Source organism: Thermococcus thermotolerans (assembly GCF_024707485.1).
GTDB lineage: Archaea > Methanobacteriota_B > Thermococci > Thermococcales > Thermococcaceae > Thermococcus > Thermococcus thermotolerans.
In genome coordinates this window covers 37,065-60,764 of the sequence record NZ_CP102602.1, presented here as the reverse complement: position 1 = coordinate 60,764, position 23,700 = coordinate 37,065, and the positions used below count along the sequence as shown (strand labels likewise).

Annotated in this window: 32 protein-coding genes; 19 read left to right on the top strand and 13 right to left on the bottom strand. The window is 54.4% G+C overall.

What is annotated here, in order from left to right; all coding sequences use genetic code 11:
• Positions 1-61: 61 nt before the first annotated feature.
• The 3 genes from NUS69_RS00410 to NUS69_RS00400 all read left to right on the top strand — a co-directional run bounded on the left by NUS69_RS00410 (position 62) and on the right by NUS69_RS00400 (position 3,696).
• Positions 62-544 (top strand): Hsp20/alpha crystallin family protein, encoded by a 483-nt coding sequence (locus NUS69_RS00410; protein ID WP_258083939.1) that lies wholly within the window; start codon positions 62-64, stop codon positions 542-544.
• A gap of 196 nt (positions 545-740) precedes the next feature.
• The gene (locus tag NUS69_RS00405) at positions 741-3,128 is read left to right on the top strand and encodes a CDC48 family AAA ATPase (protein ID WP_258083938.1); all 2,388 of its coding nucleotides are present in this window, start codon (positions 741-743) and stop codon (positions 3,126-3,128) included.
• Between the two features lie 85 nt (positions 3,129-3,213).
• Positions 3,214-3,696, top strand: coding sequence for a transposase (locus NUS69_RS00400; RefSeq protein WP_258083937.1), 483 nt, complete (start codon positions 3,214-3,216; stop codon positions 3,694-3,696).
• Between the two features lie 3 nt (positions 3,697-3,699).
• Here NUS69_RS00400 and NUS69_RS00395 read toward each other — a convergent pair whose 3' ends face one another.
• Positions 3,700-3,849 carry a hypothetical protein gene (locus NUS69_RS00395; RefSeq protein WP_162840161.1) on the bottom strand — a complete coding sequence of 50 codons (150 nt, stop codon included), beginning with the start codon at positions 3,847-3,849 and terminating at the stop codon, positions 3,700-3,702.
• Between the two features lie 194 nt (positions 3,850-4,043).
• Entirely contained in the window at positions 4,044-4,193 is a 150-nt protein-coding gene (locus NUS69_RS00390; RefSeq protein ID WP_258083936.1) for a hypothetical protein, read from the bottom strand.
• 64 nt (positions 4,194-4,257) lie between these two features.
• Between NUS69_RS00390 and NUS69_RS00385 the strand changes: the two genes are divergently transcribed.
• The 3 genes from NUS69_RS00385 to NUS69_RS00375 all read left to right on the top strand — a co-directional run bounded on the left by NUS69_RS00385 (position 4,258) and on the right by NUS69_RS00375 (position 5,446).
• Complete coding sequence (locus tag NUS69_RS00385) at positions 4,258-4,665, top strand: M67 family metallopeptidase (protein WP_258083935.1); 408 nt, start codon at positions 4,258-4,260, stop codon at positions 4,663-4,665.
• 113 nt (positions 4,666-4,778) lie between these two features.
• A complete protein-coding gene (locus NUS69_RS00380; protein WP_258083934.1) occupies positions 4,779-4,967 on the top strand; it encodes a hypothetical protein in 189 nt (62 codons plus the stop codon).
• The gene (locus NUS69_RS00375; RefSeq protein WP_258083933.1) at positions 4,964-5,446 is read left to right on the top strand and encodes a PIN domain-containing protein; all 483 of its coding nucleotides are present in this window, start codon (positions 4,964-4,966) and stop codon (positions 5,444-5,446) included. The genes NUS69_RS00380 and NUS69_RS00375 overlap by 4 nt, the downstream gene beginning before the upstream one ends.
• Here NUS69_RS00375 and mobB read toward each other — a convergent pair.
• A complete protein-coding gene (mobB, locus tag NUS69_RS00370; RefSeq protein ID WP_258083932.1) occupies positions 5,433-6,167 on the bottom strand; it encodes a molybdopterin-guanine dinucleotide biosynthesis protein B in 735 nt (244 codons plus the stop codon). The two genes, NUS69_RS00375 and mobB, sit on opposite strands and share 14 nt — an antisense overlap.
• A gap of 9 nt (positions 6,168-6,176) precedes the next feature.
• Complete coding sequence (locus NUS69_RS00365) at positions 6,177-6,392, bottom strand: LSm family protein (RefSeq protein ID WP_258083931.1); 216 nt, start codon at positions 6,390-6,392, stop codon at positions 6,177-6,179.
• Positions 6,393-6,456: 64 nt separating this feature from the next.
• On the opposite strand from NUS69_RS00365, the gene NUS69_RS00360 reads away from it, so the two are divergent.
• On the top strand, positions 6,457-7,284 hold the full coding sequence (locus NUS69_RS00360) for a hypothetical protein (protein WP_258083930.1): 828 nt from the start codon (positions 6,457-6,459) through the stop codon (positions 7,282-7,284).
• On the opposite strand, the gene NUS69_RS00355 is transcribed toward NUS69_RS00360, so the two are convergent.
• Positions 7,268-7,975 (bottom strand): 6-hydroxymethylpterin diphosphokinase MptE-like protein, encoded by a 708-nt coding sequence (locus tag NUS69_RS00355; protein ID WP_258083929.1) that lies wholly within the window; start codon positions 7,973-7,975, stop codon positions 7,268-7,270. The genes NUS69_RS00360 and NUS69_RS00355 overlap by 17 nt on opposite strands.
• A gap of 32 nt (positions 7,976-8,007) precedes the next feature.
• A complete protein-coding gene (locus NUS69_RS00350) occupies positions 8,008-8,469 on the bottom strand; it encodes a Mut7-C RNAse domain-containing protein (protein ID WP_258083928.1) in 462 nt (153 codons plus the stop codon).
• A gap of 64 nt (positions 8,470-8,533) precedes the next feature.
• Between NUS69_RS00350 and NUS69_RS00345 the strand changes: the two genes are divergently transcribed.
• Complete coding sequence (locus NUS69_RS00345) at positions 8,534-9,283, top strand: MBL fold metallo-hydrolase (RefSeq protein WP_258084842.1); 750 nt, start codon at positions 8,534-8,536, stop codon at positions 9,281-9,283.
• A gap of 41 nt (positions 9,284-9,324) precedes the next feature.
• Positions 9,325-9,888 (top strand): nitroreductase family protein, encoded by a 564-nt coding sequence (locus NUS69_RS00340; protein WP_258083927.1) that lies wholly within the window; start codon positions 9,325-9,327, stop codon positions 9,886-9,888.
• Here the strand turns inward: NUS69_RS00340 and NUS69_RS00335 are convergent.
• A complete protein-coding gene (locus NUS69_RS00335; protein ID WP_258083926.1) occupies positions 9,875-10,327 on the bottom strand; it encodes a protein-tyrosine phosphatase family protein in 453 nt (150 codons plus the stop codon). The two genes, NUS69_RS00340 and NUS69_RS00335, sit on opposite strands and share 14 nt — an antisense overlap.
• Before the next feature lie 141 nt (positions 10,328-10,468).
• Between NUS69_RS00335 and NUS69_RS00330 the strand changes: the two genes are divergently transcribed.
• Positions 10,469-11,206, top strand: a complete 738-nt coding sequence (locus tag NUS69_RS00330; protein ID WP_258083925.1) for a DUF2202 domain-containing protein — start codon at positions 10,469-10,471, stop codon at positions 11,204-11,206.
• Here NUS69_RS00330 and NUS69_RS00325 read toward each other — a convergent pair.
• Complete coding sequence (locus tag NUS69_RS00325; RefSeq protein ID WP_258083924.1) at positions 11,203-11,877, bottom strand: carbon-nitrogen hydrolase family protein; 675 nt, start codon at positions 11,875-11,877, stop codon at positions 11,203-11,205. The two genes, NUS69_RS00330 and NUS69_RS00325, sit on opposite strands and share 4 nt — an antisense overlap.
• Positions 11,846-12,562, bottom strand: a complete 717-nt coding sequence (locus tag NUS69_RS00320; RefSeq protein ID WP_258083923.1) for a carotenoid biosynthesis protein — start codon at positions 12,560-12,562, stop codon at positions 11,846-11,848. Before NUS69_RS00320 ends, NUS69_RS00325 begins: the two co-directional genes overlap by 32 nt.
• A gap of 118 nt (positions 12,563-12,680) precedes the next feature.
• On the opposite strand from NUS69_RS00320, the gene NUS69_RS00315 reads away from it, so the two are divergent.
• On the top strand, positions 12,681-13,433 hold the full coding sequence (locus NUS69_RS00315) for a DUF2202 domain-containing protein (protein WP_258084841.1): 753 nt from the start codon (positions 12,681-12,683) through the stop codon (positions 13,431-13,433).
• A gap of 9 nt (positions 13,434-13,442) precedes the next feature.
• Here the strand turns inward: NUS69_RS00315 and NUS69_RS00310 are convergent, their stop codons facing one another.
• Positions 13,443-14,060: a class I SAM-dependent methyltransferase gene (locus NUS69_RS00310; protein WP_258083922.1), complete on the bottom strand. Its 618-nt coding sequence runs from the start codon at positions 14,058-14,060 to the stop codon at positions 13,443-13,445.
• Positions 14,061-14,171: 111 nt separating this feature from the next.
• Here NUS69_RS00310 and NUS69_RS00305 point away from each other — a divergent pair, with 111 nt between their 5' ends.
• From NUS69_RS00305 to NUS69_RS00285, 5 genes are all read left to right on the top strand, one after another.
• Positions 14,172-14,768 carry a flavodoxin family protein gene (locus tag NUS69_RS00305; RefSeq protein WP_258083921.1) on the top strand — a complete coding sequence of 199 codons (597 nt, stop codon included), beginning with the start codon at positions 14,172-14,174 and terminating at the stop codon, positions 14,766-14,768.
• Positions 14,743-15,450, top strand: a complete 708-nt coding sequence (locus NUS69_RS00300) for a class I SAM-dependent methyltransferase (protein ID WP_258083920.1) — start codon at positions 14,743-14,745, stop codon at positions 15,448-15,450. The genes NUS69_RS00305 and NUS69_RS00300 overlap by 26 nt, the downstream gene beginning before the upstream one ends.
• Before the next feature lie 4 nt (positions 15,451-15,454).
• On the top strand, positions 15,455-16,384 hold the full coding sequence (locus NUS69_RS00295; protein ID WP_258083919.1) for a hypothetical protein: 930 nt from the start codon (positions 15,455-15,457) through the stop codon (positions 16,382-16,384).
• Positions 16,385-16,396: 12 nt separating this feature from the next.
• Complete coding sequence (locus NUS69_RS00290; RefSeq protein WP_258083918.1) at positions 16,397-16,945, top strand: GNAT family N-acetyltransferase; 549 nt, start codon at positions 16,397-16,399, stop codon at positions 16,943-16,945.
• A gap of 63 nt (positions 16,946-17,008) precedes the next feature.
• Entirely contained in the window at positions 17,009-18,826 is a 1,818-nt protein-coding gene (locus NUS69_RS00285; protein ID WP_258083917.1) for a hypothetical protein, read from the top strand.
• A gap of 296 nt (positions 18,827-19,122) precedes the next feature.
• Here the strand turns inward: NUS69_RS00285 and NUS69_RS00280 are convergent, their stop codons facing one another.
• Genes NUS69_RS00280 through NUS69_RS00270 form a run of 3 tightly spaced genes read right to left on the bottom strand, consistent with a single transcriptional unit; the run spans position 19,123 to position 20,690 of the window.
• The gene (locus NUS69_RS00280; protein WP_258083916.1) at positions 19,123-19,611 is read right to left on the bottom strand and encodes a hypothetical protein; all 489 of its coding nucleotides are present in this window, start codon (positions 19,609-19,611) and stop codon (positions 19,123-19,125) included.
• Positions 19,612-19,621: 10 nt separating this feature from the next.
• A complete protein-coding gene (locus tag NUS69_RS00275) occupies positions 19,622-20,062 on the bottom strand; it encodes a winged helix-turn-helix domain-containing protein (RefSeq protein WP_258083915.1) in 441 nt (146 codons plus the stop codon).
• A 25-nt stretch (positions 20,063-20,087) separates the two neighbouring features.
• On the bottom strand, positions 20,088-20,690 hold the full coding sequence (locus NUS69_RS00270) for a class I SAM-dependent methyltransferase (RefSeq protein WP_258084840.1): 603 nt from the start codon (positions 20,688-20,690) through the stop codon (positions 20,088-20,090).
• Positions 20,691-20,751: 61 nt separating this feature from the next.
• Here NUS69_RS00270 and NUS69_RS00265 point away from each other — a divergent pair, with 61 nt between their 5' ends.
• The 3 genes from NUS69_RS00265 to NUS69_RS00255 are packed head-to-tail and all read left to right on the top strand — an operon-like array spanning position 20,752 to position 23,691.
• Positions 20,752-21,921, top strand: a complete 1,170-nt coding sequence (locus tag NUS69_RS00265) for an MFS transporter (RefSeq protein WP_168194700.1) — start codon at positions 20,752-20,754, stop codon at positions 21,919-21,921.
• Positions 21,922-21,978: 57 nt separating this feature from the next.
• Positions 21,979-22,839 carry a hypothetical protein gene (locus NUS69_RS00260; protein ID WP_258083914.1) on the top strand — a complete coding sequence of 287 codons (861 nt, stop codon included), beginning with the start codon at positions 21,979-21,981 and terminating at the stop codon, positions 22,837-22,839.
• 33 nt (positions 22,840-22,872) lie between these two features.
• The gene (locus tag NUS69_RS00255; RefSeq protein ID WP_148881920.1) at positions 22,873-23,691 is read left to right on the top strand and encodes a GNAT family N-acetyltransferase; all 819 of its coding nucleotides are present in this window, start codon (positions 22,873-22,875) and stop codon (positions 23,689-23,691) included.
• Positions 23,692-23,700 lie beyond the last annotated feature (9 nt).

The following is a 23,700-nucleotide window of genomic DNA, read 5'->3' as shown; positions in this document are numbered from 1 at the left end:
ACTTTATAAACCTTGAGCTTTTAGTTACTACTGGTAACCAAAAGGTTGAGGGGGTGAGAGCGTGGTCTGGAGGAGGGACCGCTACTGGGACCCCTTCGACCTGATGAGGGAGATTCAGGAGGAGATCGACGCCATCTTCAGGGACATCATGCGCGGCCCGAGGCTCTGGAAGGCCGAGCCAGAGCGCTACGAGTTCGTCAGCGAGACCTGGCGCGAGCCCTTCGTGGACATATTCGACCGCGGTGACAGGTTCGTCATAACCGTCGAGCTCCCCGGCGTCAGAAAGGAGGACATCAAGCTCCGCGTTACCGAAGACACCGTCTACCTCGAAGCCCAGGTGAGGCGCGAGAAGGAGCTTGAGACTGAGGGAGCAATAAGGATTGAGCGCTACTACAGCGGCTACAGAAGGGTCATCAGACTGCCAGAAGAGGTCATTCCAGAGAAGACCAAGGCACGCTACAACAACGGTGTCCTTGAGATAGAGATACCCAAGAAGAAGCCGAGCAAGGGCGAGGGTGAGGGCTTCGAGGTTAAGATCGAGTGACCCTTTCGTTGTAAGGGAAGACAAGGGGGACACCCCCTTATCTTCCTCTACCATCAAACCCCCGATGTGGGGCTTCGCCCCACGACCCCGCTTTAATTTAATACCTGAGGGGGCTCTGCCCCCTACAACCCCCAAGTAAAATAAAAACATTAAATCTCACGATCATCGGTCATGAAAAGTGTGGAGGTGGTGAAAAATGGCCGAAAAGAGGGAGGTCAAGCTCAAGGTTGCCTCTGCCTATCAGCGTGACGTTGGCAGGGGAATAGTTAGGATAGACCGCAAAGCCATGCGCGAGATCGGTGTCCAGAGCGGTGACATCATCGAGATAATCGGAACCAAGAACACCGCCGCCGTCGTCTGGCCGGCCTATCCGGAGGACGAGGGACTGAGCATCATCAGAATGGACGGAACCATAAGGAAGAACGCCGGCGTCGGCCTCGGCGACGAGGTTACCGTGAGGAAGGCCGAGGTCAAGGAGGCAAAAAAGGTCATCGTTGCACCAACCGAGCCCATACGCTTCGGCCACGACTTCGTTGAGTGGTTCCACAGCAGGCTCGTCGGCAGGCCAGTCGTCAGGGGCGACTACATCAAGGTCGGCATACTCGGCCAGGAGCTGACCTTCGTGGTCACCGCGACGACTCCAGCGGGGATAGTCCAGATAACCGAGTTCACCGAGTTCCAGGTCAGCGAGAAACCCGTTAAGGAGGTATCCAAGACGGCGGCACTCGGCGTAACCTACGAGGACATCGGCGGCCTCAAGGACGTCATCCAGAAGGTCAGGGAGATGATAGAGCTCCCGCTCAAGCACCCGGAGATATTCGAGAAGCTCGGCATCGAGCCTCCAAAGGGCGTGCTCCTCTACGGTCCGCCGGGAACCGGTAAGACCCTCCTTGCAAAGGCGGTAGCGAACGAGGCCAACGCGCACTTCATAGCCATCAACGGGCCGGAGATAATGAGCAAGTACTACGGCGAGAGCGAGGAGCGCCTTAGGGAGGTCTTCAAGGAGGCCGAAGAGAACGCGCCTGCGATAATCTTCATAGACGAGATCGACGCGATAGCGCCCAAGAGGGAAGAGACCCACGGCGAGGTCGAAAAACGTGTCGTCAGCCAGCTGCTCACGCTCATGGACGGTCTCAAGAGCCGCGGAAAGGTCATAGTTATCGCCGCCACCAACAGGCCGGACGCCATAGACCCGGCACTGAGGAGGCCCGGAAGGTTCGACCGCGAGCTTGAGGTTGGGGTTCCCGACAAGACCGGCAGGAAGGAGATACTCCAGATACACACCAGGGGAATGCCCATCGAGCCCGAGTTCAGAAAGGGCAGGGTCATCGAGATACTGGAGGAGCTGGAGAGAAACGACGCCTACCGCGAGAGCGCCGAGAGGGCCCTGATGAAGGTCAAAAACGCGAGGGACGAAGAGATTCCGGAGATACTCAAGGAGGTAGACGAGAAGCTCTACGACGAGGTCAAGGCCAGGCTTATCGATGCCCTGCTGGAAGAGCTGGCTGAGGTCACCCACGGCTTCGTCGGTGCGGACTTAGCCGCTCTCGCGAGAGAGGCAGCAATGGCCGCTCTGAGGAGGCTCATTAAGGAGGGCAAGATAGACTTTGAGGCTGAGCACATACCCAAGGAGGTCCTTGAGGAGCTCAGGGTCACCAGGAAGGACTTCTACGAGGCCCTCAAGATGGTCGAGCCGTCGGCTCTGAGAGAGGTGCTCCTTGAGGTTCCGAACATCCGCTGGGACGACATAGGCGGACTGGAGGAGGTCAAGGAGGAGCTCAAAGAGGCCGTCGAGTGGCCGCTCAAGTACCCCGAGGCATTCATGGGACTCGGAATCACCCCGCCAAAGGGGATACTCCTCTATGGTCCGCCTGGAACGGGCAAGACGCTATTGGCGAAGGCCGTTGCCAACGAGAGCGAGGCGAACTTCATTGCCATCAAAGGCCCGGAGGTGCTCAGCAAGTGGGTTGGAGAAAGCGAGAAGAACATCAGGGAGATATTCAGAAAGGCGAGGCAGGCGGCTCCGACGGTGATATTCATAGATGAGATTGATGCCATCGCTCCGCGCAGGGGAACCGATGTCAACCGCGTCACCGACAGGCTCATCAACCAGCTACTCACCGAGATGGACGGAATCCAGGAGAACAGCGGCGTTGTGGTTATAGGAGCGACCAACAGGCCTGACATAATAGACCCGGCGCTCCTCAGGCCAGGAAGGTTTGACAGGCTCATACTTGTCCCAGCGCCGGACGAGAAGGCCAGACTGGAGATATTCAAGGTCCACACCAGGAAGGTTCCGCTGGCAGAGGATGTCAGCCTCGAAGAGCTTGCCAAGAGAACCGAAGGCTACACCGGTGCGGACATCGAGGCGGTAGTGAGAGAGGCCGCTATGCTGGCCATGAGGAGAGCGCTCCAGGAGGGTATCATAAGGCCCGGCATGAAGGCCGACGAGATAAGACAGAGGGTCAAGGTGACGATGAAGGACTTCGAGGAGGCCATGAAGAAGATAGGCCCCAGCGTTAGCGAGGAGACCATGGAGTACTACAGGAAGATACAGGAGCAGTTCAAGCAGGCAAGGGGTTGACCACAAGACCCAGCGTTCGCGCAGGGCGAGGGGCTTAACCCCTCAACCTTTTAACTTTTGAGACCGATTCTTCTACGGTGGTTCCATGAACGTTAGAAGGCTTGAGGTTCTTTTCGCACTCACGCTGGTTCTGATGATGTACATCTACCCGCTGGCCATCGTGGGGCTCTGGCTCCTCATGGGGGAGCTCCCGGAGTACAGGGAGGCCATCAAAAGGTCGCTCATCGTGTTCATCGCCTCACTCCCCCTCTACGGGGCGAAAATAGTCCTCGGAATCTCCGGGTGGAGCAGAACACTCGGAATAACCCCGGTGGAGACCAGCCCCGCGGTGGTGAGCACCGTTCATGTAGTCTTCCTGGTCCTGCAGTTCCTGAGCCTCTACTTCCTCTACCGCGCCCTATCTAGGATGTCCGACGATACCGGGGCGGAGATGCTGAAGACCGGCGGACTCATGCTCCTGGTTGCCATACCGCTCCACTTCGTCGCGATAACTGCCTACTTCGTGGCGACGTGGCTCGGCCTCGTCCTGATAATCTATGGACTTGAGCAGGCCGTAGGGCACGGGTGAGGTTCAGGCCACCCACTCAACCTCGTACTCCCTGGCCCCGAGCTTTTTCATCTCCTCTCTGGCTATCTCCTCGGCCTTTCTCACGTCGTTGGTCACCACGATACGCTCCTCCGGGAGCGTGTGGTCGAAGTAGTACACGATCCTAACCAGCACGGTACCACCCCCATATATCACCAGCAGTGATGAAACATTGGGGGAGCTTTATAAGTATTATTGTATTTTAATGTCCACGAATGGACAAGAATTCACAACCCAAAAAGTACATCCATGCACACCAACGTCATAATATCCACAGAAGGACAATGAAATACGCCCCCGCGAGAGGGTGGGAAGAAGGACAGAGAGAATCAATCAATCTTTTCGAGCTCGAAGACCCTCGCTTCCTTCCGTCTAAGCTCCTGGAGCGCGAGCCTCCTTGCCTCGTCGGCCGTTTCGGCCTCAAAGACCATTGTTTCGCCGTGGTTTTCCCCGCCGTGGAGGGTGAGGGCCCATTTCATCGTATCACCGGCAGAGCGTTGTCACATCTCCAAGCTTTATAAGTCTAACGGGGGAGTTTTAACCATGAGACTGATAATCCGACAGGATGATTTAAAGGCAATTATCAAAATGGCAGAAAGGAGCACCGTCGAGGTGTGCGGCTTCCTCTTCGGAAGGCGGAAGGGTGAAAACTTCATCGTCGAAGAAGTTCGATTCGTTCCCAACAGGCTGAATTCTCCAACCGCTTTTGAGATGGAGCCGGTCGAGATGGTGAACGTCATCGACGAGGCCGAGGAACGGGGCCTTGAGGTGGTTGGGATATTCCACTCCCACCTGAAGTGCCCACCCGTTCCGAGCGGGAGGGATTTAAAGGGCATGAGGCTCTGGTCGGTCGCCTGGCTGATAGTTGACGAGAGAGGAAACTACGGGGCGTACGTGCTGAAAAATGAAGAAATCCGCGAGTTGGAAGTTGAGATCACAGGGAAGGAATAAACATTTTCAGTTCTCAGGGACAACCCCTTTGTCAAGGGATTGTGGAATCCGATAGGCTAAGGTCACTAAACGTTTTAAGCATTGCAACCAATACTGAATAAGCGGGTGAGAACATGGAGGACCTCACGATAAAAAGACTCATGGGAGAACTTGATATCAGGACGATTCGGGAGTTGCTTGAGGCCGAGGAAGTGCGGAGAGAGATAAGAGAGCTCTCCAAGACAGTGAGGAGGGGTATGTTCGGGGAGGGTGGAACAAACGAAGAGTTCAGAATTCTCAGGGCAGAGGTGAACGAGCAGTGATATACATTGATACGAGTGTTCTCTACCACTACACCACCAACGGAGAGTTTGCTGACTTCGCCGAAGATATACTGACTTCAAAGGAGCCCAAAGTAACCTCAGACACCGTGGTTGATGAGTTCCTCTTCATTGCCATCAAGCGCGAGGTCAGAAGGAACTTCGGCATAAACTCCACTCTCAGTCTCAAAAAGAGGATCGCAAAAAACGATGAGCTCCTAGAATTTGTCTATGAAACTGGAAAGCGGGCACTTGCGGTTCTCGATAGATTTGACATCATGATCGTTCCAGATTCTCGTGACTGGGCGAAGATTTTGGTTCTAATGAAGTTCTACAAACTCCTGCCCCACGATGCAAGGATAATAGCCACGGCACTCGAATATGGGGCAAAGAAGGTTGCCACTTTTGACACGGACTTTGGAGTGGCTAAAGAGATAGTAGAACTCACACCAAGTTCTTTCTGGAATACTATTCAGTTCTAATCACTATCTCTATCCTCTTCCCCTCGCGGTAGCCCTTCATGCTCGACAGCATGCCCCTTATCGTCTTCTCAACCAGCTCCTGCACCCAGTCCTTCATCGGCAGGACTTGGCCGTCTATCTTGACGGTTACTTTCGGTTTCTGGCTGAGGACGACGCAGTCCTTCAGGGTTTTCTCACCATTGACTATCATCCTCGCCATCTCGGCACACTTAAAGCCGCAGAGGCCGCAGTCTATGTTGGGGAGCATGAAAGCCCTCCTCTCCACGATATCGGCGAGCTTTTCTGGCTCTCTGGTGGCATCTATCACGGGAAGGCCGTCCATCTCCTCAACGCCGGTGGAAGCTATGATCCCGCTCACCGCTACGGCCAGTCCATCGTTGAGCTCCCCCACTTCCGCCTCGTCTTTGGCGCATATAACCTTCGGCACGTGCTGGATTGATTTGAATCCCTCCATCAGGAGGAAATCAGCTGAAACCATCGAGAATAGCGCGTTGATGTCCTTGGCCCTGAAGAGCACCGCGTCGGTGTCATGGGCGCGAACCACAACGGTATCTGCGATCCGCGAGAACCTCCAGGTGTCGCTCCCTTCCCGGTCAAAATCGGCGTGCATGCTCTTCGCTACGGCAACACGGTAACCTTTCTCCTTCAGTACTTTGGCCACTGATTCGACGGCCGTCGTTTTTCCGCTCTTTTTGAAGCCCACAAAGGCAACCGCCTTCATACCAATCCCTCACAGGAGCATTATCCAGTTCATGTCCTCTATCTTGACTATCAGCGCCTTTGCCTTGTTTCCGGCTATGTCGGAGACGTCACGGATGAGTATGACCTCCTCATCGAAGTCTTCAAGGATTCCAGTAAAGGAGTGCTCGTTGCTAACCGCCAGAGCTACCCTCTTCCCCTTCCAGATCTCAAGGGTTCTGTCGAGCAGGTACTGCTTCTCCCCCATATGACCTCACCCCCAGAGACCAAAAACCTATAAGGCTTTTAACCGTTTCCGGTTCGGTGATAAGATGAGGCTCGTAACAAAGAACGAAGCGGTAAGAAAGTCGTTTCTCGAAGACCTGAGGAAGGAGGGTATCAAGTTCGAGCTTCATGAGAGACTCGGCTACGAGGCCTTTGTTGGCTACCTGCTTGAGGGAACGCTTGAGGAGATAAGCGCGCAGATCGATGTTATTGAGGGCGCTGACAGGGAGGCCCTCAAGGAGGGGTTCCTCTCTTTCAGGGAGAGCCTTAACCACATTCTGGAACACATCAAAGTTGGGGAGAGATTCGAGACCCTGATCCAGGAGGGCCCGTGGGTTGCAGAGCTCCTCGACCAGCTAACGAGGAACGGTGCAATAGAGTACAGCGACGGGGTCATCAGGCTGAAGGAAGGGGTCGACGTTACAAAGCTCCATTTTGAGTTCAAGTTCCCCTTCAACCTCGTCCACAGTCCTGAAAGCGCGGAGAGAGTTGCAAAGCAGTTCGCCTTCACTGACCTCGCCATGGAGTACGAGTTCGAGATACTGGAGCTGGACATAGGTAAAATCAACGCCCTCGGAAAGATAGCATCGCGCTACTTCCCGGAGGACTACCTGCTGAGGGTTTACTTTGCACTGATAGGCCGCTCGATACTGGCGGGGGAAATACTCAAGGCCCTTGGCAGTGACAAGGTTCCGGAGGAGGAGCTGGTCAAAGGCTTCGTAAGGGTGGCGCCGATATCGATACCCACAGAAAAGGGAACCCTCGTGGTAAACTACTCCCCAAAGGCCGTCGAGGAAGTCCTGCGCTTCCTCAAGAGGGCTGGCTACGTCGAGATAAAGGCGGGAAAGGTCAAGAAGCTCAGGGACCTGGTGTGAGGTACTCTATCCTCGCCCTTCCATTTTTCTCCAGCCACTGCAGCAGTTCCCTCGCAAACTCAAACTTTTTCCTCTTGCTTTCCCAGACGGGGGAGTGCTCTCTCAAGCCAGGCTTGCTCCACCTGCCCACGGTCTCGCCAAAGTCAAACCCAACCAGAATTATCTCACTCGCCCCCAGTTCCTCGGCCAGAAAAGCCGCCCTGTCGCCGTCGGTAAAGCCTCCGAAGTTGTAAACTATGTCCAGAGGCTCCGTCTGGCAGGTTCCGAGGATCCTCGAAAACATCGGTACGTAAACGGCCATTTTCTCCACGTTGTCCCCGTGGGCGTGGATTACCATAAAGGCCCCCCTGTCGTTGGCCAGCTTTAAGTCCGGAACCCTGCCGTCGAGGTCGGTGACTATTATGTCCGGAAGAAGGCCAGCATCAAGGAGTGCTGATGTAGCCCCATCGGCCGCTATCAGCGTCCCATCGGAGAAGTCGTGCCCCTCCAGTGCCCTTTCCAGACTCGGACCGCAGCCGAAAACGTAGGCCCTCTTTTCCACGACCGCGGCCAGCTCGTCCCTCAGGATGTAGTCGTCCCCCTCAAGGAGGAGTGCCCTCAACAGTTCGGCTGCCCTTCGGTCTTCCTCAACGGAGTAACCCATCTCACGGACGATCCTCATATAGAACGGCTTCCACTCCTCCCACTCCATCCCAACACCAGCCAATGATTGATGGATACCTTTTAAACCCTTCTCAGCCTTTCGTCTATCCTCAGCATTTCCCTCCACTGTCTCCCCGGCCAGTAAATCTGACCGCAGGTTTCACAGACGTAGAACTCGTCATATTTTTGATAGACGCTCTCGGGAACCTTGCCCCTAACCTCACCCTTGGAGACCGGCCGGATGAGACCGTTACATTTTGGACAGCGGGCATTGGGGGGAAACAGCTCCCTGAACTCAAGGCCGTGCCTCTTAAGCTCCCCAATCTGACCTTCAAGGGAGTTTGAGTCCAGCAGGATCACCTTCAGGCCAAGCCTCCTTGCCCTCCCAGCAAGGCTGGAATCCCGGGTGAGGAGAGCCCGGTTCTCAGCCAGAGCGACCCTGAGTATCTCATCGTCGTCCTCAACGCCGTAGAGTGTGTCGTACCCGTACAGCCTGAGCCACCTCGCCAGCCGGCCGAGCATCATATCAGCTATGAACCTCATGTTCAGGAGTTGGCGGCAATCCTTATAAGGGGACTATTTCACAGCCATGAAATAGGTGGTGAATTTGATAGTCTACTTCATCGGCACCGGCGGTAGCGAAGGAATCCCGGCGCACCTCTGTACCTGCCCGACATGCAGCGAGGCAAGAAAGCTTGGCTTCGCCCAGAGGCTGCCCTCAACCGTGGCCATAATCACCGAAAACCGAAAGGCGGTGCTGTTCGACGTGGGCACCGACATAAGGGACTTCCTTAACGTCCCGCTTGAGGTGATTTTCCTCACCCACTGGCACCACGACCACATCTACGGCCTCTACAAGCTCAGATGGATGGCAAAGGAAACGCCGCTCTACGCGCCGGAGGGACACGCCGATGCCCTGATCCTGCGCGAGCCCAAGAACCTGCAACCAAAAACGATAAAGCCCGGAGACACCGTTGAACTTGACACGCTCAAAATCACCGCCTTCAAGCTCAACCATCAGGTTGAGACCCTCGGATACCTCATAGAGGAGGACGGCAAGAGGGTGGCACTCATCTACGACACCAAGGGTCTGCCGGAATCAACGGAGGACTTCCTGAGGAGGAACTCACCCCTCAGGTTGGCGATAGTTGACGCGACCTATCCACCGGGAACGGACGACCCCTACCACAACAACGTCGATGAGGCGGCGGAGATAGGGCTTAAGCTTGCTGAGAGAACCGTCCTCAGCCACATCTCCCATAAAAACCTGCCCTTCCTTGAACTGACCGAGTACGTGAGGAAGAAGTGGGGGAACAGAGTCCTGGTAGCTTACGACGGCATGGTGTTCTATGTCTAAACGTTTTTATCCATTCCCTTCCAAAAGAAACCGGTGGTGCCATGCGTGTTCTTGAGCTGGCGAAGAGGAGGAAGACCGTGAGGGGGTTTCTCCCGGATAAACCCTCAAAGGAAGACCTGATGAAGGCCATCAAGGCGGCAAAGGAAGCTCCGAGCGGCATGAACGCCCAGCCCTGGAAGTTCATAATCATAGACGACGACTGGCTGAAGGGGAAGATAAGGGAGCTCTGCGAGAGTGAGGAGGAAAAGTTCTACTCCAGAACGAAGGGTGACCTGATGGCGTGGCTGAAGGCGGAGGGCTTTAAGCCCGAGAAGCCCTTCCTCAGCGAGGCGCCCTATCTGATACCCGTCTTCGGCCACACCAAAGCCCCCTACTGGCTCCAGTCAACGTGGATAGCGGTTGGATACCTTCTCCTTGCGCTCGAAGAGCTCGGCCTTGGAACCGTCACATACACCCCTCCGAACCCCAAACCCATCGAAGAACTCCTCAACGCTCCCCCGAGCTACAAGCTCCAGACGATTCTGCCCGTTGGCTATCCCGCAGACCCGAAGCCGAAGTATGAGAGGAGAAAGCTCGAAGAGGTGGTGAGCTTCAACGGCTTCTGAGGAACCTTTCCAGCTCTTTTAAAACCCCCATCTGCTCCTCCACTTCAACCGCACCGGGCCTTAACATGCGAACCCTTCTCAGGGCATCCCTCAAGGAAAGCTCCTTGGAGTACATCACCCAGGCAACGGCAACCGTCCCGCTCCTCCCGAGGCCTCCCATGCAGTGGATCAGGATCTTTTTACCCTTAACAACTCTCTCCTCAACCCAGCGGAGGATTTCGAGGAGCTGGTTCAGAGTGGGAGCCGAGAAATCCCGAACGGGACTGTGGAGAACCTCAACGCCCCGTCTCTGCCATTCACCCAGGCTGTAGGGGAGTTCAAACTCCTCAACGAGCACAACCACCGCATCGAAGGTTTCGGCAACCCCTTCTATTTCACTCCTCGCCGGCATCCGCGAGAATGCAACGTTATCGTCGACGAATTTGGCCGGGTGCCACATGCTACCACCGGTTCGCGTTCTGGGGCAGGTTAGATAAACCTTTTGACAATGCACCCGTTTTAAATGGCCCATTGAACCAAAAAGTATTTATTAACCCCTGGTAAAATTATCAGATAGACAGCAAACAGGGGAGGGATGGGTATGAGGAGGATTTATGCCCTCCTTGTTGTGGTTATCATCGTATCCGGAGTTCTCGCCTCCGGATGCATCGGAACGAGCGAGACCTCAACGACCTCCACCGAAAGTCCGATGCCAACGAACACCGTTCCGCTCATGGCGGACTCAAACGGCAACGTGAACACCAACGACCTCCAGTCATACATAAACTCCCTGCCGGCAGAACCTCTAACGGATGCAGAGAAGGAGGGGCTGCTCTTCATGGTTGAGGAGGAGAAGCTCGCCCACGACGTTTACACCAAGCTCTACGAGAAGTGGGGGCTCCAGATATTCGCCAATATCGCCAAGAGCGAGACAACCCACGTCGAGTCTGTAAGGATGCTTCTTGAGAAGTACAATCTAACCGACCCGACCGCCAATGCCGGCATAGGAGAGTTCCAGAACAAGGAGATCCAGGCCCTCTACGACCAGCTGATAGAGATGGGAATGAAGAGCGAGGTCGATGCGCTCAAGGTGGGCGCGATCATCGAGGAGACTGACATAAGAGACCTACAGGGGTGGCTGGCCCAGACCAACAAGATAGACATCATAACCGTCTATGAGAACCTTATGATGGGTTCAAGGAACCACCTGAGGGCCTTCGTGGGCCAGCTGGAAAACAGGGGAGTTACATACGAGTCGCAGATTCTTCCAAAGGACGAATTCGAGGAGATAATCAACAGCCCAATGGAGACTGGAAGTGGAATGGGCGGCAAGCCTTAACCCAGCTTTTCTTCCCATACCAATATTTTATCCCCCCTGCTTTCTGCAAGTGGGGTTCCATTCCCATCGAAGATCCAGGCCCCGCCCGGGGGATAGCTGTTTACGACGAAGGTTTTAGCACCGAAGAGCCTGACCCTTTCGGCCATCGCCCCAACGTCCTCCTCGTTCGGCTCGCCGTAGTCCGGAGAATACTCCATCGGCACGAAGATGAAGTCCGGTCTCTTTTTCCGCACCCACTTCGCTATCCTCTTGTTGTAGAGGTCGCCGCAGATGATTATCGCCGCCTTTCCGAACTCGGTTCTTGCAGTCCTTACTGTGTTGCCGGTGCAGAACTTCATCGGCTCCTGGAACTTGCGGTGCTTCAGCAGAACCTCACCGTTCCGGCCGATCAGCAGGGCGGAGTTATAGACACAGTTCTTGTAGGGCTCCAAAAGGCCGAATACTACGTAAACACCAGCCTCCCTGGCAAGCCCGCTCACCCTTTCCACTATCTCACCGTAAAGCTCCGCCCCGCTGAAGTCCCACTCCTCAAAACCCGTCAGGCAGTATTCCGGGAAGGCAATTAAGTCGGGTTCGTGCGTTAATGCCTCGTTAAACCGCCGCTGGAACTCTCTCCAGTTTGCTTCGAAGTTTCCAGCCTCAACGCGCATCGGGATTAGGGCCACCTTCATTTTTCAGCCTCCTTACCGTCAGTGGAACGAGCAAAAGGAACGACAGTGCCAGCGCAATTAGCGTGGGCGTTCTCACACTCGCCGGAGCGTACAGGGCGAAGGTAGAAACTTCGAGGAGGTAGATAGCTGGCCCGAACCTCCCGAGGCACGAGCATATTGAAGGGTCTGAAAGCCGCTCGTAGAGGTAGAATATGGTGAGTGAAACGAGGAACCAGCCGATGTAGTTTGTCCAGGGGATTCCAAACCAGTTAACAGAAGTCGTCCTTATCCACACCCACGCCTCCCATGAGGTCATTATGGGGTCTATGGAGAGGTCGAATATCACCATCAGGAGGGCCCCGAAAAGCAGCCTTGTAACCTTTCTGGAAAACAGGAAGCTCGCCGTAAGGTACGCAACGGAGCCGAATATCCCCCAGGCCAGCGGGACGAAGAGGGCAACTCCGAAGAGCTGTGGCTGAAGGTTCACGTATTCGTAGCAACCGAAGGGGAGGCAGAGGTGCGTTCCAGCGAGCTCAGCGAAAAACCCTATGAAAACGGCCAGACCCATCAGGGTGGGGAGGCTCTTCCACTCTTTCCAGGAGAGAAGTGCAAACGCCAGGAAGTACAGCAGGAGGTACACCGGGGATTTCTTCAGAATATTTGCAAGCAGGATTAACAGGAGTGTGGCCTTCAGACGGTTGCTCATATGAGGGATTTTCACCTTTGAGGATATAAGTCTGTTGCCCACTTCTGTAACCCGAAAGACTTATAAAGCTTTGTCACATATGTAAGATTAGAATTACATATGGGAGAAGGTGATGAAAATGTTGGGAAAGAAAACCTTTGGACTGCTCCTCATGGGGGTCGTCCTGCTGGGGGTGTTCAGTGCGGGGTGTATAACGGGTGACTCCGCCACAACCACCGAGACCGCGGCCAGCTCGACCTACGGCGCCGAAGCGGCCCCACACAGCCCCCCGTCAAACGTGACCGCGGGCGGTGCGGTTGATGTGTACAGCACCGATTACATCGCATCTCTTCCCGCGGAAGACCTCAGCGTGGACGAGATACAGGCCATCCTCTACATGCGTGAGGAGGAGAAGCTCGCAAGGGACGTTTACCTCACCCTCTACGACCAGTGGGGAATCCCTGTGTTCAGCAACATAGCGAGAAGCGAGCAGACGCACATGGACATGGTGCTGGCGCTCATAGAGAAATACAACCTGACCGATCCGGCCGCCGACAAGGACATCGGCGAGTTTGAGAACCCCGAGCTTCAGGCGCTGTACGACCAGCTTATAGAGGAGGGGATGAAGAGCGAGGAGGCGGCACTCGCGGTGGGTGCCCTCATAGAGGAGGTTGACATTAAAGACCTGCAGGACTGGCTGGAAAAGACCGACAACCAGGACATCGAGTACGTCTTCGAGAACCTCATGATGGGCAGCAGGAACCACCTGAGGGCATTCACCGGTGTGCTCGCGAGGCAGTACGGCGTGACCTACGAACCCCAGGTTCTGCCGCAGGACGAGTACGAGGAGATAATCAGCAGCCCGATGGAGACGGGAATGCCTACAGGATGAAGACCACGGTTATATCTCCAGTACAAGCAGAAAGGCATCGCTGGACTTTCCGTGCGATACGGCCTCCCCAACGGTTTCGTTTTTTATAACTTCTAATCCTTTCTGGCCTGCATACTTGAGTAGCTTCCGTCTCAGGCTATTTATGTCAAAATCACCAATGACTATCCTCCCGCCCGACTCCAGAATCTCCACCGCTTTTGCGAGGAAAGGCTCCAGCTTATAATCATGGAGCATATAGGAGAAAACCACCACATCAAAGCATTCACTAAAGTCGAACTCGAGAAAATCCGCACAGATGAAGTGCGCCTTCTCTGTGATTCTAGCCCTCAATCGGTTGCAGAACTTCACAACTTCGGAATTCCTATCGATCCCCACAACCCGTTCAACATCGTCCTTAAGGGCGATTCTGAAAGTTAGAATCCCAACACCGCAACCAACATCAAGAACGCTCCCCTGAGTTTCTTCCGCTACGAGTTCCATGAGCCGCCTTCGCAATTCCAATTCCTCTTTGTAGAATGGGTACCTGACCAAAATGCTGCTCACCAACCAGTAGAACTCATTCTCGCTCCCGCCGGCGTTGTAGAAGGTTCTAAGAGCCTCATGATAGTATAGCTCAAAAAGGAACACAATATCACCTCCCGCTACACTTCCGTCCGCTGTGCGCACGGATAGACATACGAATTAAACTTCATAGATAAATCTTTAAAACTCTTATGCATTGTAAGTTTGAGGGATACGATGAGAGCCCTTGGAGTTGCGTTCAGCGCTAGGAAGAGCGGTAACTGCGCCCGAATCCTCGAATTCTGCCTTCAGAAGTTCGAGGAGCGGGGCTTCGAGACCAAGCTGATCGAGGCCTATGACCTTAAAATAACGCCCTGCAGCCACTGCAGCTATGAATGCTTTTCTGGTAAGTGCCCAATCGCCGATGATGTGCCCAGACTTTACATGAAAAGCATGAACGCAGACCTTTTGATATTCGCCGTCCCGACCTACGGCGGCCACGCCTCCGGCCTCTACAGGGCCTTCTCAGAGAGGGGACAGGCCATTTTCAAGAGCTATGAGGAGTGGGATGCCTTCACAAGAAAGCTGAGCTTTATAGTCGTCGGAAACCTCAGCTCCGGCGGAGACATGGCGCTCCACGAGGTGCTGTACGGACTAGCCGGCGGTGAAAGCTGGCCGGAGGCCATTCTACTGTCGTCGAACGAGTACAGCGGAAGTTCTCTCAAGGGGGAGCCCATAGAGCATCCAGAAGTCGGGGCGAGGCTTGAGAGGTTCGTTGAGAGGATTGCAAAAAAGATGGGGGGATGGTATGTTCAAAAACCTTGGATATACTGACGCACCCCTCTATGAAAAAACACGAGACGAATACGACATCGAGAGTGAGAGAGGTCAAGAGAGGTTCAGAGAACTTACAGAGCTACTGTCAAAACACCTGCCCATTCAAGAGGGCAAGGCCTTGGACATCGGCTGCAACGCTGGACTGAGCAGTTTTGCATTGGAGGAGATCGGCTTTAAAGTCACTGGAATAGACATTCAAGAAAAAGCCGTTGAACGAGCCAAAGAATTAGCGAAAAAACGAGGCTCAAAGGCAGAATTCTATGTTATGGATGCCAAAAATCTAGAATTCAAAGAAAACACTTTTGACCTCATTGCATTGCTTGGCTACCCCCTAGCCCATTTCAGTATTTGGGATTTTGATAAGATTTTGCAGGAAGTCAGACGAGTTCTAAAACCTCAAGGTTACATTGTGATCCAAGAAAGCGACTTCCTCTGGACGCTCATCCGGGGCTTTAACCAGCCGGGACTTGAGGCGGAGGGATTGGTGAGAATAAACATAGATGTGAACGTGTACGAGGGTTACCTTGACAGGTTGCTGATAGATTTTGAGAAGGGAGTCTTTTCGAGGGATAAATTCTACATATGGTCTCCATGGATCCTGCGGTATGTCCTGGAGAAGAATGGATTCCAAGTTGAGTTTGAGGAGTGGGATTTGATAATAAGCCATCCAGAGGGGTGAGCCCATGAGGATTTACTCCTTTGGCACCGAGACTGTTCCTGTGGCTATGGCCGGTGACCTCGTCGTTGGAAGCGTTCACGACGGGAAGAGCTACAGGATTATGCTGGCCAAACTCAAAGGGGATGAGATAGTCGAGACTCACTTTTTGGCCGGCAAAAATGACTGGGAGGGCCACAGTGCGACCAAGCTTGGCGACGGCTACCTCATTGGTGGGGCCGTCGAGGGAAAAGCAACCCCTGAAGGAGGCGAGGGCTGGAAAGCCTACGTTGCGAGGTTCGACGAAGGCTTGAACATCCTCTGGGAGAGGAGGCTCAAAATCTGGGGCAACGAGGCGGTTTATTCAATCCTGTCGGCTGGAGAAGGCCTTTTCATCGCTGGCGAGACTGGAAGGCCGGGAAAGAAGGGTCTCTTTTTGGGTGAGATGACCCTCGACGGAAGGCTCCTCTGGCTGAAGATAGTCGGCCCGTGGGAGGATACCGTAATATCGACGCTCCTTTTAGGAAAAGAAGGCGTTAGGCTAATAGGGAGCGTTAAAAAAGACCGCTGGACTGTGAGGGAATTCACCTTTACAAGGGAAGGAGAACTCCTTGGCGTGGAGGGGCTCGCGGAGGGAATAGCCTTTACCGCAGGCCTCTGGGATGGTGAGTTTATCCTAGCGGGCTACAAGGGAAAGAACCTCTGGATTAAGGGGCCGGGATGGGAGGTCAAGCTTGAGAAGGGAACGGCCACATCCCTCATCTCATTCTACGACGGAGTCCTCGTTGGTGGAGAGCTCGATGGAAACGCGGCTGTTCTGAAGATTGGCAGGGACGGGAAAATTCTGTGGAAGAGGGAGCTGTGGAAGAATGGTGTCGTTGAAGTTTTAACGGAAAAACTCGCGCTCGGGACGGTGGAAAAGGAAGATAGAATCGTTATGGCTGGGGAGAAGATTTAGTCTTCGGTGGTGATGGAAATGCACCCCATAATCATGAAGGGCGAGAAGGTTTCGCTGGCAATACTCCTCAAGGAAGACCTCCCCAAAAGCTGGGAGTGGTTCAACGAGAGGAGCACCGTTCAGCACCTCTTCAACTCGGCCCACTTCACCCTGCCGGAGGAAGAGGAGGAGTTCTACGAAGATTTGAAGAAGAACAAGGAGAAAACTCCAACTTTCGCGGTGATAGAAAACGAGAGCGGAAAGCTCGTGGGCATAGCCGGATTCAACTGGATTAACTGGCAGGCAAGGTGGGGGGAGATACTCTACTATCTCTCGCCGGAAGAACGGGAAAAGGGCTATGGAACCGAAATTGTAAGACTCCTCTGCGAATATGCCTTTGTTCACCTCAACCTCCGCAAGGTCTGGGCCAAGGTGCACGAGGACAACGCGCCATCAATCCGAATTCTTGAGAAGAACGGCTTCACTCTCGCCGGCAGGTTGAGAGAGCACGTATGGAGTGACGGGCAATACCTCGACGAGCTGATCTACGAACGGTTCAGAAGGGACAGTGGTGGGAGGTGATTGAGAACAACTTGCGGGAGAAAAGTATTTATAATCCAAAGTCCAAAAATCTCCGGGGTTCCCATGAGGCGCGTCGAAATTATTGTTTCATTCATCCTCATAATTCTGATCACGACGTCAGGAGGATGCATCAACAGCCCGCAGGTAGAGAAACCAGAAAGCCCGGTGATTGAGACAACCCACGGAGGCGTGGACGAGCATGTCTCCGAAAACACGTCCCAGCAAGAAAAGGCAAAAGCCGCGTTTCCCATGGGAACGTTCAAGCCAAAGCGGTTGGATTGGCTCTCATACCCTCCCGAGAACCCCATCAGCGAGGTGGTCTCCAGAATTTCTGAGAAATACAACGTCACCGAAAGTTTCGCGGACATACTCATGCCCCCGGAAAGCCTCGCGAGCTTTACCGGAACGGCGGCCGGCATTGAGTTCGGCCTCTTTGCCTACCCCAACTCGACGGCGGTTGCGAAGGCCATGAACGATGTGGTGGAACTCCTGACGGAGAACGGCTTCAGACAGGGTGACGGAAACTTCTGGGAGAGGGGAAACGAGACCCACACCGTATTCTACACATACGAACCCTACTTCTACGTCCTCCTCGTGGCGAAGGCCGATGGAGGGGACTCAGAAGAGAGAGCAAAGCTTCTCTCGGAGTTCGCGTGGAGCTTCATCATGATCGGACCGGGACCGGGCAAGGTTCTGGGTCTCTTCCTGCCGGTCAAAGTGGCCGAGGACAACTGGAGCGAGGATAGGGGTTTGAGGTTCTCCGGCTACCTGGACGCCCTGGAGGGAACCGTTGAGGGAACCAACGTGAGTGTAGTCTTCCTTGTTTACCGGCCCTACGAGGGCAGGGAGGTTTACCTCCAGCTCAAGAAGGCATTTCTCAAAAACGGCTGGGTTGAGAGAGAGTTCATCAACACCCACACCCGGAATCCGGCCGGCTACCTCGTGGCGAGTGACTTCCTTGAGGGGGACGGCGTCTCAGCCTACATCGAGCTGGCGAGGCAAGCCAGCCTTGAGAGGCTCACAATCCTCGTGGGAAACGGGAGCGAGGTTCGGAAAATCGTGAGCGGCTTCTGGAGCCTGGAGCCGTACCTATCGCCCACTCCAGTCCTGAGCCAGAAGCGGGCGCCGGAGCTGCCGGCCCTCACTTTCAGACCCCTTGGCGAGCGCTATCCCAAGCCGAGTACTGTGATACGAATGGTTCTCGACGACCTCAGGAAGAACTTCAACATCACTGCGGACTTCGTTGACATTCCTGAAGTTTCCGCGGCCGACTGGTACACTGGCAGAACCGGCGATGTAGAGTTCATGTTCCTTGTTTATCCGAACGTCAGCGCATACTTCGAAGCGAGGGACGAGCTCACCAAAAAGCTCCTCGCGAACGGCTGGGAAAGGACGGATGACGGGAGCGACCCCTACTACCGGAGCTTTGTCAAAGGTGAGGATACCATCCTCCTCTACGCCCAGTACCGCTACGACCATTACATCGCTATCGCCCTCAAGAAGTCCAGATATTCGACCAATAACCTCTTCTGGCACGTGGTAGGCACGGGCGGCGCGAGCCCCGAAACGTTGCTCTCCTTCGGTGAGCTTAAGGGGAAGGTGAAACCAGAGAACTGGACGGTTCAAGCTGGTCTGAGGTTCGAGGGATACGTTTACGCCCTTGAGGGCGAAGTAAACACCTGGGGCAACGTAAAGGCCGTGGTGCTGTTCTACCCGGACAGGCTCGGTCACGAGGTTTATTTGAGGCTCAAGAAAGCTCTTCTCGACAACGGATGGGTCGAGAGTGACTATGCTGAGCTTCCGTCCCACGACGGAATGAGGCATCTCTTGGCAAAAGACCTCTTCGGGAGCTCTGAAAGGGCCGTGTACATCGAGGTCTAAAGGTACGGGGACATGGATGTCCTGATCCTCATCTACGGAGAAGAGTCCAGCGTCAAAAGCGCCGCAGGGTTCATGTGGGGGAAATAAGCTCAACGCCGCCGGAAACTAAAGGTGTCCTTTAGAGGGGCAGAAGGGTCGAACTCTCTAACCAGCTCCTCCACGACCCCTGCCGGAAGACCTTCGCGGAGAAGTGCCCCCCTAAAACAGCGCTTCGCCCGGTTGGCCACCCTGACCAGACCAGCCATCCTGAACGCTATCATGGGCAGTCGAAGAAAAATAGTGAAAGAGCCCCAAGCTCACTCCTCCTTTCGTTCATTCCCTCCTGGCCCCAGTGGAGTGCCGGGAATATTTATGCTGCCGAAACCTCCTTTTCCAAAGTTGGCAAGTATCTCCATAAGCTTCTTGCCCGGGTTTATTGCCTCCATGTACTCCTTCGTCAGCTCAAGGGCCGCATCCCTGTCCATTCCAGCCTCGGCCAGGTTCTTGTAGAACTCGGCCACGCTTCTGCCCATCGCCTGGACCCTCTCCGGACTGTAGAGTTCATTGAGGAGCTCCTTGAGCGGCTGAAGGATGTCCTCGATCATGTCGCCGACCTTGTCCATGATGGCCGGTATCTTTTCGAGGTCTTTGTCACCCTCGTAGGTCTGTATAAGGTCTTCCACAATCTCGGCCTTCTTCTTGAGGAGCTCGACCTCCTCCTCGGTCTTTGCGTTCCTTATCCCCTCGACCAGCTCGTCGAGGAGCTCCTCCAGCTTCTTCGGGGTTCCTACCTTCTCATCCACCATATCAACCACCTCAATAATCGTTAGTCTGGTCAAACCTAATCGGCATTCCGATCATTTCAAGCCACTTTTTGACCACTTCGCGGGAGAGGGCATAGACCCTTCCTCTCTCACCAGGAACCTCGACAACGATGCCGAGGTTTTTTAACTCGGCCAGCTTCGCCCTAACAGTGTTCCGCGAGGCCTTTCCGCGCCTTCCCTTCAGCTCTCTTGCTATTTGACTCACGTTGGCCCTCTTCAGGTCGAAGAGAATCCGGACGATTTCGCGCGCTATTGGGTCGCCTCTGAGCTCAGGGACAACTAGGTCCACACTGAGCCCGCCGTACTGGGCGTATATGTTGATGAGCCTCAGATAGGCCTGCGCCATCTGGGAAACGACGGCGAAGCTCTCCCTGAGCTCCTCAAGTGCCTTCTTGAGCTCCTGGACTTCCCTGGCGAGGTCTTCATCGGGCATGATCCCCCATAGAGTGGTCAATCATTTAGTCTTTCCGGTCAGAGGTGAGCACATCGACAATCCAGATGTAGCGATTCACCCGCTCAAACCGGCATTCCAGCCCCAGTTTTGTGCAGATTTTCCGCAGCATGTCAACGGTGGCGAAGTACTCGCCCTCTATCTCCTCCTTTAGACCGTCCTCCTCCCCGATTCTCATCTTTTCCTCCTCTGACTCAAACATCACATCGGCGATGACGATTCTCCCGCTAGGTTTCAGAATGCGGAGCATCTCCTTTATCGCGTCCTCCTTTTCCTCATCCGGCACGTGGTGGAAGGCGTAGGTCGTTATTACGGTGTCAGCACTCTCCGGGGGAATGGGCACGCTTAGGAAATGGCCATCCAGCGGCTCAAAGCCGTGCTTCTCCTGAAACTTCTTTCTCATCCCCTCTGAGGGCTCAACGCCGACGTAGTTTTCCGACCTGAGAAAGCGCAGTATGCTACCTGTACCGCACCCGATGTCTACAACAAGGCCTGTGACCCTCTCCGCAACAAGTTTGAGAACCTTCCAGTAGTCCCTGTGTATCCAGTCCTCCTTTGTTACGTCCTCATCGTAGCTCTCGGCCCAACCATCAAAGTCCCACTTTTCCATTTTGAACACCGCATGAATTTTGATTCATAATTTTTTTAAACCCTCTCTTCAACATCACTCCGTGAAGCGAACCCTCTACCGCCTGCATATGCTCACATCATCCTTTAGAATCATCGGGGATGCAATCGAGAGCGTCGCCCTACCCTGGAGTCTGCTGGATACAACCGGCTCGCTGGTGAGCATCGGGGGTTTTGCGCTCTTCACTCACCTACCATGGGTCATCCTTCCTCCAATCCTCGGGAAAACCCTCGACAGGACGACCAAAAAAGTCAGACTCGCTTTTCTCGCACTCATTCTCCAGGCAGCCCTTGCAGTTCTTATAATCCCGTTCTCCTCGAACGTCTGGGCCTTCTACCTCATAGTCTCGGGTATCTCTGCGCTGGATATACTCCACCGCTACTACGGATTCTCGTTGGTAGCCTCGATGACCCTTGACGAGTCTGAGCTTCAGGGGCTGAACGCGGCGCTGGCAACTGTGGGGAACGGGGTCTCCCTGGTGGCGTTTCCACTGGCCGGATTCTTAGCGTATCGCTTCGGAATCGGGGCAATGTTCCTCGACGCGATTCTTCTTCTAATCGGTGCGCTCACGCTCCTTCCCTACCTGAACGTCGAGGTGAAGCGCGAAGGGACGGCTGAGACCAGGGAAGAGCAGCGGTTGCAAATCAGCAGGGGGCTCGTGGTTGGAATCCTCGCCTCGGTGCTGCTCTTCAACTTCGCCCTCGGCTCCTTCAGGATATTCGTCTTCGCCTCCCTGAGGGAACTCGCAAAAGGTAAGGTTCTCTACGGCATCCTTCAGGGGCTCACGACGGCCGGAAGCCTCGTGGCGGTGGTAGGGCTGACCTACTTGGCCCATAGAAGGCGGGCTGGCCTAAAGCGGCCGCTGGTTGCGGGAATGCTCCTCCAGAGCATCGCGCTCCTCATCGTCGGCGTTCCGGCGGTGATAGCGCTGTTCCCTGCGGTCTTTCTGCTGGGCTTTGGTAGGGAACTCCTCAACGTCTCCTTCGACAGCCTGATGCAGAAGTTCATCCCTCTGGAGAGCCTCGGAACCGTGAAAGGGGTTTTCGACGCCCTCGCGACGCTGGTGATTCCGCTGTCGCAATTAACTTTTGCGTGGCTGATAGAAAGAGGGGAGGACGTTCTAAGAACTTCAATCATCGCGGCATCTGCCGCGTTTCTGGCGTCGGTGCTGCTCGTGTTTACGCTGTTTAAGTCACGGGGAGCTCGGACATGACACCACAGTCAAAGGTAAAGTTATAAACCTTGAAACGTTAGTAGTATGGGATGCGACATGGATGACAACCTCAAAGCAATCATTCCCTTCGTCATAATTTTCATCTTAATCGTCCAGATGGTTCAGATGCGCCTCGAAATTGGAGAGCTGAGAAGAGACGTTGAGGGGTTCAAGAACCAGCACGAGCAGTACAGTCACATCCTCTGGAGCGAGTACGGGCGGGACATCTACGCAGCGAGGGAATACCTCCAAAAAACGCGGCCGGACATAATGGAAAGGCTCGGAAACGCCTCCCTGACGGTGGACAGCATCTCCACGTGGAGCTTCGAGGCGAGCTACGACCCCAGGGAAGGCGTCTTTTGGGTGTGGTACTACCCCTATGGGCAAACCGAGCGGAGCATCGTCTACGTCCAAATCACGGCGTACTACCCGAACGGCACTCCGGTGAGGGGCTTTCCATGGATACGGTACAAGGTCAACCACACCACTGGAGAGGTCATTGGGGTCTCCGCTAACACCGCGGACATGGAGGTTATGCGGGCGTACAACAGGCTGTACCGAAACGTAACGACTTCCTTGGGAATATCCAACCACAGAATCCTAAAAACATGCAGACACCCCGTTGAACTGCTTTCTGATAACGAAACCTGGTTCGACTCTGAGATGGAGTGTATCTTGGCCGAAAACCTCTCCCTATGCTGGTTCATCATCGGTGAAGTCGATGGGAAAACGGGGGTATTAAGACGGCTTGAACTTACCCGGCCATTCGAAGGGGGTTGCGAAAAAGAGGACGAGCTGAGAACGTTGGATACCATCGAGAAGCTCGCCCCGTACAATGCTACCGCTCAGGGGCTAAAGAGGGACATCCTCAATCTGACCGGTGGGCTGATGTTTAACCTGACATTCCCAAACCCATAAATTGAGACGGAGCTAATAAACTTGGGTGATATCATGGAACCGCTCATCCGAGATGCAAAGCCGGAGGACAGACCATCCATCGAGGAGATTGCAAGGCTGACCTGGGGCGGCGAGGACTACCTGGCGAGGGTCTTTGACGAGTGGCTTAGAGACGGCCACTTCTACGTGTTGGAGGTTGATGGAAAGGTAATCGGCACGGCGAAGCTGACGCTTCTCCCGGGAAAGGTCGGCTGGCTGGAGGGACTGAGGGTTCACCCGGATTATAGAGGTAGGGGCTACGGGAGGAAGCTCCACGGCTTTATGCTTGAACTGGGCGAGAGGCTCGCCCGCGAGGGGAAGATTGAAGCCCTTGAGTTCGCGACATACTTCCTCAACCGCGAGAGCATAGCAATGGCAAAGAGGGACGGATTTAAGGTTGTTGCACGCTTCTACTATATTCAAAGGCCTCCTGTCCCAGAAGACACGCCCGAGAGGGCTGAGATAAAACCCTCCGATGAGATGGAATATCGTTATATCCCATATGGCTGGAAGTTCCTGCACAACTGTAGGCAGAGCAGAGAATGGTTAAAAGAAAAAGCCGAGATTAGAGAATACCGTGGTTTCAAGTTTCTGTATCCACCGATGAGCGAGAACGACCCTACGTTTTCACCTTTTAAGCTTTCGATCGAAGCCATTGGGTCGCTCCTCCCAGCTACAAGCTTTGAGGCAAAGAGGATTGGCTACGACAGCATTGATATAATGCTCCCCGAGGAGAGGAAAGATTTGATAGAACCCCTTAAAGAGCTCGGATTTAAGAACTGGGCCGACTTCAGAGAGCCGGACGTTCTGGTGTTCAGGAAGAAGTTGATCTGAGGTGTTTGA